At 72.4% G+C, this 10768-nt stretch carries 8 protein-coding genes; 5 read left to right on the forward strand and 3 right to left on the reverse strand.

From position 1 onward, the window contains the following. The first annotated feature begins 117 nt into the window (after positions 1–117). The 4 genes from ACFYYJ_RS33840 to ACFYYJ_RS33855 all read left to right on the forward strand — a co-directional run bounded on the left by ACFYYJ_RS33840 (position 118) and on the right by ACFYYJ_RS33855 (position 3605). Positions 118–1641 (forward strand): aldehyde dehydrogenase (NADP(+)), encoded by a 1524-nt coding sequence (locus tag ACFYYJ_RS33840; RefSeq protein ID WP_389137981.1) that lies wholly within the window; start codon positions 118–120, stop codon positions 1639–1641. Positions 1642–1794: 153 nt separating this feature from the next. Beyond that, a complete protein-coding gene (locus ACFYYJ_RS33845) occupies positions 1795–2016 on the forward strand; it encodes a hypothetical protein (protein WP_384750861.1) in 222 nt (73 codons plus the stop codon). Between the two features lie 52 nt (positions 2017–2068). Beyond that, the gene (locus ACFYYJ_RS33850; RefSeq protein WP_385131612.1) at positions 2069–3325 is read left to right on the forward strand and encodes a TerD family protein; all 1257 of its coding nucleotides are present in this window, start codon (positions 2069–2071) and stop codon (positions 3323–3325) included. Positions 3326–3428: 103 nt separating this feature from the next. Next, complete coding sequence (locus tag ACFYYJ_RS33855; RefSeq protein ID WP_376660006.1) at positions 3429–3605, forward strand: hypothetical protein; 177 nt, start codon at positions 3429–3431, stop codon at positions 3603–3605. 39 nt (positions 3606–3644) lie between these two features. Here ACFYYJ_RS33855 and ACFYYJ_RS33860 read toward each other — a convergent pair whose 3' ends face one another. The 3 genes from ACFYYJ_RS33860 to ACFYYJ_RS33870 all read right to left on the reverse strand — a co-directional run bounded on the left by ACFYYJ_RS33860 (position 3645) and on the right by ACFYYJ_RS33870 (position 8478). Continuing rightward, positions 3645–5084 carry an alkaline phosphatase PhoX gene (locus tag ACFYYJ_RS33860; protein WP_389137984.1) on the reverse strand — a complete coding sequence of 480 codons (1440 nt, stop codon included), beginning with the start codon at positions 5082–5084 and terminating at the stop codon, positions 3645–3647. Positions 5085–5384: 300 nt separating this feature from the next. After that, positions 5385–6830 (reverse strand): argininosuccinate synthase, encoded by a 1446-nt coding sequence (gene argG / locus ACFYYJ_RS33865; protein WP_385131617.1) that lies wholly within the window; start codon positions 6828–6830, stop codon positions 5385–5387. Between the two features lie 172 nt (positions 6831–7002). Next, the gene (locus ACFYYJ_RS33870; protein ID WP_389137986.1) at positions 7003–8478 is read right to left on the reverse strand and encodes a hypothetical protein; all 1476 of its coding nucleotides are present in this window, start codon (positions 8476–8478) and stop codon (positions 7003–7005) included. A gap of 326 nt (positions 8479–8804) precedes the next feature. Here ACFYYJ_RS33870 and ACFYYJ_RS33875 point away from each other — a divergent pair, with 326 nt between their 5' ends. Further along, entirely contained in the window at positions 8805–10646 is a 1842-nt protein-coding gene (locus ACFYYJ_RS33875; RefSeq protein WP_389137988.1) for an endonuclease/exonuclease/phosphatase family protein, read from the forward strand. The last annotated feature ends 122 nt before the right edge of the window (positions 10647–10768 follow it).

The raw sequence follows: 10768 nt of genomic DNA on the forward strand, positions 1-10768 counted from the left end.
CGCATCCGTTCGCCCCTTGTCACGCGGAGGACGCGGAAATAGAGTCCGCAGCAGATGTGATCATTCATCCACCGGAACGGCGTTCAGAATACTGAACGATCCAGGAGGCAGCGGGCCATGACAACGACACCAGTCTGGAGTGTGGACCCCCGCACCGGGAAGCAGCGCGAACAGGTCGCGGTGGAAGCCACGCCCCAGGAGGTGGACGGAGCCGTACGGGCCGCCCACGCGGCCCGCGGAGCCCTCGCCGACGCCACCACCCGCGCCACCTTCCTCCGCGCCGCCGCCGCGCTGCTCGACGAGTCCGCCGCCCACGTCATCGAGGCCGCCGACGCGGAGACCGCGCTCGGCCCCGGCCGGCTCACCGGCGAACTCGCCCGCACCACCGGCCAGCTGCGCGCCTTCGCCGACGCCGTCGACGAGGGGGCGTACCTCGACATCCGCATCGACCGCGCCGACCCCTCCCTGAGCCCGCCGCGCCCCGAACTGCGGCGCTACAAGGTGCCGCTCGGCGTGGTCGCGGTGTACGCGGCCTCCAACTTCCCCCTGGCCTTCTCCGTGCCGGGCGGGGACACCGCGAGCGCCCTGGCCGCCGGTTGCCCGGTGGTCGTCAAGGCGCACCCCGACCACCCGGCCACCTCGGAGCTGTGCGCCTCGCTGCTGCGGCGGGCGGCGGTCGAGTCCGGGCTCCCGGCCGACGTGGTGACCGTGGTCCACGGGTTCGACTCCGGACTGGCGCTGATCCGCCATCCGCTGGTGTCGGCGGCCGGGTTCACCGGTTCCGTCCGGGGCGGGCGGGCCCTGTTCGACGCGGCCGCCGCGCGGCCCGTGCCGATCCCCTTCCACGGCGAACTCGGCTCCCTCAACCCCGTCGTGGTCACCCCGGCGGCGGCGGCCGAGCGCGCCGAGGAGATCGGCGGCGGACTCGCGGGCTCGGTCACCCTCGGGGTCGGCCAGTTCTGCGTGAAGCCCGGCCTGGTCCTGGTGCCCGAGGGCGCGGACGGCGACCGGCTGACCGGGGCGCTGACCAAGGCCCTCGGGGAGACCGAGCCGGGGGTGCTGCTCGACCACCGGATGCGGGAGAACTTCATAGCGGGGGTGCGCGAGCGGGCCGCGCTGACCGGGGTCGGCACGCCCGTCACCCCGGGCTCGGGCGGGGAGCACACCGTCGGCGCGGGATACCTGACCGTGCCGGCGCGGCACCTGCTGGAAGGCGGGGCGTACGAGGTCCTGCTGGAGGAGTGCTTCGGCCCGGTCACCGTGGTCGTCCGGTACGCCGACCAGCGCGAGGCGGGCGCGGTGCTCGCGCTCCTCCCCGGGAACCTGAGCGCCACCCTCCAGTTGTCGGCCGCCGAGACCGAGGGCGCGCCGGGTCCGGCCGCCGAACTGATCGGGCAGGTCACGGGGCTGGCGGGCCGGATCGTCGTCAACGGGTGGCCGACCGGTGTCGCGGTCGCCCCGGCCCAGCACCACGGCGGTCCGTATCCGGCGGCGACCTCCCACTCGACGTCGGTCGGCGCGACCGCGATCGAGCGCTGGCTCCGCCCGGTGGCGTACCAGTCGGTCCCCGACGCCCTCCTCCCGGCGGAGCTGCGCGAGGCCAACCCGCTGGGGCTGCCGCGCCGCGTGACGGGCGGCTGAGCCGGGCGCGGCCCCCCGGCCCCGGCCCATTCGCGGCCGGGGCCGGCCGGCCATCGCCTGCCTTTCACCGCCACCGGCCACCGGCCACCGGTCACCGGTCACCGCCGCTAATTCCGTTGCCCGCCCAGCCCCGCGCCGGGCACGCTCCGGGGTATGCCGAAGCCGCACGGGTTCACGTACGAACGCCACAGGGACGACTCCGTCGTCATCACCCACCGGGGTCGCGAGGCGGCGACCCTGCGCGGGAGCCGGGCCGACAAGTTCCTGGCCGAAGTGGAGGCCGGCGATCCGCAGCTCGTGATGGCCCGCTGGACCGGCTCGTACAAGTTCGGCAACGAGCGCGTCGCGCGCAACCACCCCCGCAACCGGCGCTGAAATCTCGCGCCGGGTAAGGGAACGGCAAAGCCCCTCCGGTCGTTCTCCGGGCATGACCGCTATGACCCCTGGTTCGAACCTGCCGCTCAACGCCGTCCGCGTGACGGTCGACGTGGCAGCGCCGGTGCGCCTCGACGTGTCGGCCCTGCTCCTCGCGGCAGACGGCAAGGTGCGTTCCGACGCCGACTTCATCTTCTTCAACCAGCCCTCCGGGCCGGGTGTCGGATACCGCTCGGGCGGGGGTGCGGCGCCGGACTCGATCACCGTCGACACCGGCGCGCTGCCCCCGGGCATCGAGCGGATCGTGGTCACGGCCAGCCCGGATGCCGCCGGGCAGACCTTCCAGGGCATCGAGCCCACCGCCACCGTGCGCAATGCCGACGCCGGCTCGGTGATCGCCACCTTCACCCCGCCACAGTTGGGCACGGAGACGGCGCTCGTCGTCGTCGAGATCTACCAGCGCGCCGGCGCGTGGAAGGTGCGCGCGGTCGGCCAGGGGTATGCGAACGGCCTGGCCGGCATCGCCACCGACTTCGGGGTCTCCGTGGAGGAGGAGCCGGCCCCGGCGGCGGCCCCCGTCGCCCCGCCCGTGCCCCCGGCGCCCGCCGCTCCCCCGGCCCCGCCCGTCTCCTACCCGGCCTCCCCCTGGCTCGGCGGCGCCACGACGCCCACCCCGGCCGCGCCTCCCGCACCGCCCGCCCCGGTGCCCGCGGCGGCCCCCGCGGGCACCGGGAAGATCAACCTGGACAAGGGCAGGGTCAGCCTCCAGAAGAACCAGACCGTCTCCCTGGTCAAGGGCGGCCGCCCGCTGCTCTCCCAGGTCAAGATGGGCCTCGGCTGGGAGCCCGCGTTCGGCGGCCGGGCCATCGACCTCGACGCGTCCGTGATCGCCTACGGCCCCCAGCGCAACCACATCGACCACTGCTGGTTCGGCAAGCTCTCCATCCTGGGCGGCGCCGTCAAGCACTCGGGTGACAACCTCACCGGCGAGGGCTCGGGCGACGACGAGGTGATCGTCGTGGACCTGGGCCGGCTCCCGGCGGACACGACGGGCCTGGTCTTCACGGTCAACTCCTTCTCCGGTCAGAAGTTCACCGATGTCGCCAAGGCCTACTGCCGCCTTGTCGACGCGGCGAGCGGGGAGGAACTGGTGCGCTTCGACCTCACCGGCGCCGAGCCGCAGACCGGCGTCATGATGGCGAAGCTGATCAAGCAGTTCTCCGGCGAGTGGGAGATGACGGCCATGGGCCAGTTTGTGAAGTCGCGCACAGTGCGCGGCATGGTCAAGCCCGCCGCGGAGGCACTCTGAGCAGGTGGGCGGGCACATGGAGCCACCGAGGGGGCATCGCGGGTGATGGAAGCCACGCGTAATCCGGAGGTGGCTGTCAGTGCCCGCCCGTAGCCTTGAAGGCATGAAGCAGTCACTCACTCCCGCGGGGCCCGCCCGCCCGTCCGCCGCCGAGGCGAACGAGGCGATACGGCACCTTGTCGAGACCCGGGTGGACGGCGACTGGCCCTCGGAGGCGTACGAGTTCCTGCTCGCGGAGTGGGCCGAGGCCTCCCGCGCCGAACTCGCCGCCTCCCAGTAGCCGCCGGACCGGCCCACGCCGGTCCGGCTCCGGCAGACGTCAGCGCGTACGCCGCCACGGCCCGGTGATGGCCAGCATGATGCCGGGGTCCTGGATGTTGGCGTACAGGGTGCGTCCGTCCGGGGAGAAGCAGACACCGGTGAACTCGGAGTACTCCGGCGCCTCGGCCGTCCCCATGTTCATCTCGTTGCGGGCGAGGGGGTAGGTGCGGCCCGATTCCGTCGCGCCGAACAGGTGCTGGAGCCCCGAGCCGTCCTCCGCGATGACGAGGCCGCCGTACGGGGACACGGTGATGTTGTCGGGGCCGTCGTAGCCGCCCTCCACCGACGGGTCCGCGTTCACCCCGAGCAGCACGGTCAGCCGGATGGTGCGCCGCTTCGGGTCGTAGAACCACACCTGGCCGTCGTGGGCCGCGCCCGGGCTCTCCTCACGGGCGTAGGAGGAGACGAAGTACGCGCCGCCGTCCGCCCACCACATGCCCTCCAGCTTGCGGGCGCGCGTCACCGTGCCGTCCGCGAACTGCTTGCGCACCGGCACGGTCCGCGCGTCGCGGTCCGGTACGTCCACCCAGTCGACGCCGTAGACGGTGCCGATCTTCGTGGCGCGCGACAGGTCGTCGACGAACAGGCCCGAGCCGTCGGTGCACTTGGGGGCCTGGAGCACCCCCGCGTCGGCGGCGAGCGTACGGAGCTTGCCTCGCCCGTGCCGGAAGCCGGCCGGCGGGGTCCAGCGGTAGAGCAGCCCGTTGGGCCCCGAGGCGTCCTCGGTCAGGTAGGCGTGGCCCTGGCGCGGGTCGATGACGACCGCCTCGTGGGCGTACCGGCCGAACGCCTTGATCGGCTGCGGGTCGCGGTTGGCGCGGTTGTCGTGCGGATCGACCTCGAAGACGTAGCCGTGGTCCTTGGTCATGCCGTTCTTGCCGGCGAGGTCCTCGGTCTCCTCGCAGGTCAGCCATGTGTCCCACGGGGTGGCGCCGCCCGCGCAATTGGTCGACGTACCGGCGATGCCCACCCATTCGGCGACCTCACCGCCGCGGCGGACCTCGACGACCGTGCAGCCGCCGGCCGCGGCCGGGTCGTAGACGAGCCCCTCGGTGAGCGGGACGGGGTGGGTCCAGTTCGCCCGCTTGCCCTTGAGTTCGTGGTTGTTGACGAGGAGGGTCACCCCGCGGTGGCCCGCGAAGGCGGCGGTGCCGTCGTGGTTGGACGGGGTGATCTCGCCGGACTCCAGCTCGGTGACCCCGCTGTGGGTGATCACGCGGTACGAGAATCCCGCCGGGAGGGCGAGGATGCCGGCCGGATCGGGGACCAGGGGGCCGTAGCCGGGCTCGCAGGGCCGCCCGCGCTCGTCGCGCTGCTCGCCCTCCTCGGCCGCCAGCGCCCCCGGGGCGGTGGCGAGTGCGCCGACCGTCCCGGTGAGGGCGACTCCCGCACCGGCGATCACGGTGCGGGCGGTGAAGTCTCTACGGCTGAGCGGCATCGGGTCTCCAGGGGTGGGGAGGTGGTGCGCCTGTCGTGCGGTCGTCGGCGCACACGCTCCCGCCCGCACGTGAACGGCGGCTGAACTACCCGCGAAGCGGAGCCGACCCCTTTCCGGTGGGCGGAATGGCCAACTCCGGACCAGGAACGGCGCGTTGTCGACACCTTGCCCGAACCCTCCCCCGCACCGCCGACACCACGCACACCCGAGCCGGTCGAATCTCCGGGAACGCAAACGGCCGGCCCGGCGCCCTGGGGCGCCGAGCCGGCCGAGAAGGGTCGATCCGACCCCGGTCCGTGCTCAGTCCGTGCCGAACTCCATCGCGGCGCGGTCCAGCATCTCCTCTTCGCCGGAGACCTCGCCGCGGGAGGCGATGGCCTCGGCGCCGCCTTCCGGCAGGGTGCCGATCAGCCCGGTCGCGGCGGCCTGGGCGGCGCCGATGGCGGGGCTGCCGGTGCCGATCAGGCCGAGGCCGGCGTACTGCTCCAGCTTGGCCCGCGAGTCGGCGATGTCGAGGTTGCGCATGGTGAGCTGGCCGATCCGGTCCACCGGACCGAACGCGGAGTCCTCGGTGCGCTCCATGGACAGCTTGTCCGGGTGGTAGCTGAACGCCGGGCCCTTGGTGTCGAGGATCGAGTAGTCCTCACCGCGCCGCAGCCGCAGGGTGACCTCGCCGGTGACGGCGGAGCCGACCCAGCGCTGGAGCGACTCGCGCACCATCAGCGCCTGCGGGTCGAGCCAACGGCCCTCGTACATGAGGCGACCGAGGCGCCGGCCCTCGTTGTGGTACTGCGCGAGGGTGTCCTCGTTGTGGATCGCGTTGACGAGACGCTCGTACGCGGCGTGCAGCAGGGCCATGCCCGGGGCCTCGTAGATGCCACGGCTCTTGGCCTCGATGATCCGGTTCTCGATCTGGTCCGACATGCCCATGCCGTGACGACCGCCGATGGCATTGGCCTCCATCACCAGGTCGACGGCGGAGGCGAACTTCTTGCCGTTGATCGTCACGGGGCGGCCCTGGTCGAAGCCGATCGTCACGTCCTCGGTGGCGATCTGGACCGAGGTGTCCCAGAACCGCACGCCCATGATCGGCTCGACGGTCTCGACGCCCGTGTCGAGGTGCTCCAGGGTCTTGGCCTCGTGGGTGGCGCCCCAGATGTTGGCGTCGGTGGAGTACGCCTTCTCGGTGCTGTCACGGTAGGGGAGGTCGTGGGCGAGCAGCCACTCCGACATCTCCTTGCGGCCGCCGAGCTCGGTCACGAAGTCCGCGTCGAGCCAGGGCTTGTAGATCCGCAGGTGCGGGTTGGCGAGCAGACCGTAGCGGTAGAACCGCTCGATGTCGTTGCCCTTGAAGGTCGAGCCGTCGCCCCAGATCTGCACGTCGTCCTCGAGCATCGCCCGGACGAGCAGGGTGCCGGTGACGGCGCGGCCGAGCGGCGTCGTGTTGAAGTAGGCGCGCCCGCCGGAGCGGATGTGGAACGCACCGCAGGTGAGCGCGGCCAGGCCCTCTTCGACCAGAGACGCGCGGCAGTCGACGAGGCGCGCGATCTCGGCACCGTAGGTCTTGGCGCGGCCGGGCACCGAGGCGATGTCGGGCTCGTCGTACTGGCCGATGTCGGCGGTGTAGGTGCACGGGACGGCACCCTTGTCGCGCATCCAGGCGACTGCGACGGAGGTGTCGAGGCCGCCGGAGAAGGCGATGCCGACGCGTTCGCCGGCGGGCAGGGATGTGAGGACCTTGGACATGGAAAGAGTATGCACCAAACCGCATATTCATGCAAAAGAGCGTGTCGGGAGGCCTCAGGTCCGCTCGGACCACCCGCCGGGGCCGTCGATTCCACCCCCGGGGCGACCCGCCCCGGGGGACCTGGTCAGGACTGCCGGGACTGGCCGGGTCAGGACTGCCGGGACTGCCGGGTCAGGACTGCCGGGAACGCGCCTTGAACGCCGCCTTGCGGGCTTCCTTCGCGGCCTTCTTGTCCGGGTGCAGCCGCCCCATGGCCTCCAGGACGTCCGCGGTCGCCGGGTGGTCCACCCGCCACGCCTGGTCGAAGAAACCCGCGTGGTGGGCGGTCAGGGTCTCCATGAGCAGCGGCAGCTCCTCCGTCTCCCCGTCCGCGGCGAGCTGCGCCGCGATCGTGTCGACCGTCAGCCAGAACACCATGGCGCCGTCCGGGGCCGGTACGTCTGTCACCCCGTGCTCGGCGAGCCAGACCCGGGCGAGCCCGCCGAGCTCAGGGTCGTCGAGCACCGCACGGACCACGGGCTCCGCCTCCGGCCCGGCCGGCGCGAGGGCCTGCTGGCAGCGCAGCCGTCGCAGCGGGGCGCCTTCGTCGTCACCGCGGGCCGCGGCCAGCAGTTCTGCGACGGCTGTGGGCAGTTCGCGGCCGGCGAGCCACTGTTCGATCTCGGCCTGGGCTGCGCCCTCCGGGTAGTGGGCGACGCCGTCGAGCAGCGCGTCGGCTCCCTTGTCGGCGAGGTCGCCGACGGCGGGGGCCTCGACCCCGGCCTCCAGCATCCGTGCGCGGATGCCGTACCGGCCGAGCGGGGTGAGCCGGACCATCCCGTAGCGCGAGACGTCTTCCTCGTCGTCACCCGCGTCACCCGCGCCGCCCGCCGGCTCCTCCCCCTCCGCCATCAGCGCCTCGTCGACGGGCCGGTACTCCACCAGCCCGATCGGCTCCAGCTGCCGGAACTGGTCGTCGAGCCGCATCATCGCGTCCGAGACCTGCTCCAGCACGGCGTCGGTCGGATCGCCCATGCCGTCGGGCACGACCATCGACGCGGCGAGCACGGGCAGCGGAACCGGCCCGTCCGCGGTCCCGCCCTCGGCGACGGTGAGCAGGTAGAGGTTGGCGAGGACCCCGTCGAGGAAGTCGGCCTCGCGACCCGGGTTCCAGTCCAGCCGGTCGAAGTCGATCTCGCCGCCCGCGTCCAGCGCGTCGACGAGGTCGTCCAGATCGGGTACGGCGGCGTCGGCGAGCACCGTGTCGAGGGCGGCCAGCCACAGTTCGAGGACGTCGCCGGGCGTTCCGCCCGTCACCAGTGCGAGGTCTTCTCCGGGCACGGCCGTGCCGCGCTCGCCCTCCGCTTCCCCCGACTCCTCCTCGGGCTCGGTCACGTCGACCAGCCCGGTGTCGACCGCCACCCGCCAGGCCTGACTCGCGTACACGACGGAGTCCTCGTCGGAGGTTTCGAGTCCCAGTTCCCTTGCGGCCAGAGGAAGTTGGTCGGCGGCGAGTTCACCGCCGATCTCGATGCGGGTGTCCGGTCCGGCCCAGCGCGCCAGCCGTACGGCACGGGCGAACAGGGGGGCACCGAGGGCGTCGCGGGCCAGTTCCGCATCGGCGGGCAGCCGTACCGGCGGCAGCGTGGGGTGCGGCTCTGCGGACATGGGGCGGTTCTCCTCGCGAAGCGAACGCTGTGGGGTGGCCGGAGGGCGGGCCGGTGCGGGCCGCGCCGGGGCGCCCGGTGGGCCGGCCGGCCGACCGGCCGGAAGCCCAGCGTAGACGCAATTCGGGCGCGCCTGGCGCCCCATCACCTTTGGTTCATCCCACAGTCAACCGGCGTATTCCCTGGAGGGCTTGACAACTTTGCTGACCACACAGGAAATTGACGCGCGTAGACATGTCGGGGTCCGAGGGGGGCGACACCCTTCCCGGAGCCCCATGCCCACCCCCCTTCTGCGTTTTCCCTCATCCCACACCGGAGTTCCCGACCATGCGCTCCTCGCATCCCCGTTCCGCCGCCGTCGCGGCCCTCGTCGCCACCGCACTGGCCACCGGCCTGCTCGCGGGCTCCGCCGACGCGGCCGAAGGCGCCGTGTCCGCCGATCCGATACGCATCCACGACATCCAGGGCACCACCCGGACGTCCCCGCTGGCCGGCAAGCAGGTCGCCGGTGTCGAGGGCATCGTGACGGGCGTCCGCACCTACGGTTCGCGCGGTTTCTGGATCCAGGACCCGAACGCGGACGACAACGACGCCACCAGCGAAGGCATCTTCGTCTTCACCAACTCGGTCCCCACCGTCGCCGTGGGCGACGCGGTCAAGGTCTCCGGCACGGTCGGCGAGTACGTCCCCGGCGGCCTGAACTCCGGCAACCAGTCGGTGACCCAGATATCGAAGCCGACCGTCACCGTCGTCTCCTCGGGCAACGCGCTGCCCGAGGCCGTCCAGATCAACGAGTACTCGGTGCCCGCCGAATACGCCCCCGCGGGCGACCCGGCCGCCGCCGGCAGCATCAACGGCCTGACCCTGGAGCCCTCGCGCTACGCCCTGGACTACTACGAGTCCCTCGAGGGCATGAACGTGGCGATCGGCACCTCGCGCGTGGTCGGCGCCACCGACCCGTACGCGGAGCTGTGGGTCACGGTCAAGGGCTGGGAGAACGCCGCCAAGCGCGGCGGCACGATCTACGGTTCGTACGAGTCCCAGAACACCGGCCGCCTCCAGATCCAGCAGCTCGCGCCGCTCGCGCAGCAGCCCTTCCCGGTGGCCAACGTCGGCGACCGGCTGACCGGCACCACCGAAGGCCCGCTGGACTTCAACCAGTTCGGCGGCTACACGCTGGTGGCCCGCACCCTCGGCACGGTCAAGGCCGGCACCCTCGCCCCCGAGAAGACCAAGGCGCAGAGCCCGGGCGAGCTCGCGGTGGCGACGTACAACGTCGAGAACCTGGACCCGAGCGACCCGCAGGAGAAGTTCGACAACCTCGCCAAGGCGGTCGTCGAGAACCTCGCCTCCCCCGACATCCTCGCCCTGGAGGAGATCCAGGACGACAACGGCGCCAAGAACGACGGCACCGTCTCGGCGGAGCAGACGCTGACCAAGTTCACCGCCGCGATCGCCGCCGCGGGCGGCCCGGCGTACCAGTGGCGCAGCATCAACCCGGAGGACAAGAAGGACGGCGGCGAGCCCGGGGGCAACATCCGCCAGGTGTTCCTCTTCAACCCCGCCCGGGTCTCCTTCACCGACCGCGCCGCGGGCGACGCGACCACCGCGAACGGCGTCGTGCGGGAGAACGGCCACGCGGCCCTCACCCACTCCCCCGGCCGGATCGACCCGGCGAACCCGGCGTGGGTCGACAGCCGCAAGCCGCTGGCCGGCGAGTTCGTCTTCCGCGGCCGGACCGTCTTCGTGATCGCCAACCACTTCGGCTCCAAGGGCGGCGACGAGGGTCTGACCTCGCACCACCAGCCGCCGGTGCGCTCCTCGGAGACCAAGCGGCTGCTCCAGGCGCAGGCCGTGAACGGCTTCGTCAAGGAGATCCTGGCGGCCGACAAGAACGCGAGCGTCCTCGCCCTCGGCGACATCAACGACTTCGAGTTCTCGGCGACCACGCAGGCGCTGACGGACGGCGGGGCGCTGTACCCGGCGATCAAGTCGCTGCCGAAGGCGGAGCGGTACTCGTACGTCTACCAGGGCAACGCGCAGGTGCTGGACCAGATCCTGACCAGCCCGTCGATCAAGAACTTCACGTACGACAGCGTGCACATCAACGCGGAGTTCTCGGTCCAGAACAGCGACCACGACCCGCAGGTCCTGCGCTTCCGCCCGTAACCGCGGACCGCGGGGGGGGGGGGGGGGGCCGGCCGCCCCCCCCCCCCGGCCCCCCGGCCACAATACGGGGCTGGACATCCGTGTGGCCCCCCGCCGGGTCCTGCCCGCCGTACACGCCCAGC

This window comes from Streptomyces sp. NPDC002467 (assembly GCF_042889825.1).
Taxonomy (GTDB): Bacteria; Actinomycetota; Actinomycetes; order Streptomycetales; family Streptomycetaceae; genus Streptomyces.

Excerpts from the sequence above, each read along its gene's own strand:
- ACFYYJ_RS33840 (WP_389137981.1), top strand. The coding sequence starts at position 118 with ATGACAACGACACCAGTCTGGAGTGTGGACCCCCGCACCGGGAAGCAG.
- ACFYYJ_RS33870 (WP_389137986.1), bottom strand. The coding sequence starts at position 8,478 with ATGTCCGCAGAGCCGCACCCCACGCTGCCGCCGGTACGGCTGCCCGCC.
- ACFYYJ_RS33845 (WP_384750861.1), top strand. The coding sequence starts at position 1,795 with ATGCCGAAGCCGCACGGGTTCACGTACGAACGCCACAGGGACGACTCC.
- ACFYYJ_RS33860 (WP_389137984.1), bottom strand. The coding sequence starts at position 5,084 with ATGCCGCTCAGCCGTAGAGACTTCACCGCCCGCACCGTGATCGCCGGT.
- ACFYYJ_RS33855 (WP_376660006.1), top strand. The coding sequence starts at position 3,429 with ATGAAGCAGTCACTCACTCCCGCGGGGCCCGCCCGCCCGTCCGCCGCC.
- argG (WP_385131617.1), bottom strand. The coding sequence starts at position 6,830 with ATGTCCAAGGTCCTCACATCCCTGCCCGCCGGCGAACGCGTCGGCATC.
- ACFYYJ_RS33850 (WP_385131612.1), top strand. The coding sequence starts at position 2,069 with ATGACCGCTATGACCCCTGGTTCGAACCTGCCGCTCAACGCCGTCCGC.
- ACFYYJ_RS33875 (WP_389137988.1), top strand. The coding sequence starts at position 8,805 with ATGCGCTCCTCGCATCCCCGTTCCGCCGCCGTCGCGGCCCTCGTCGCC.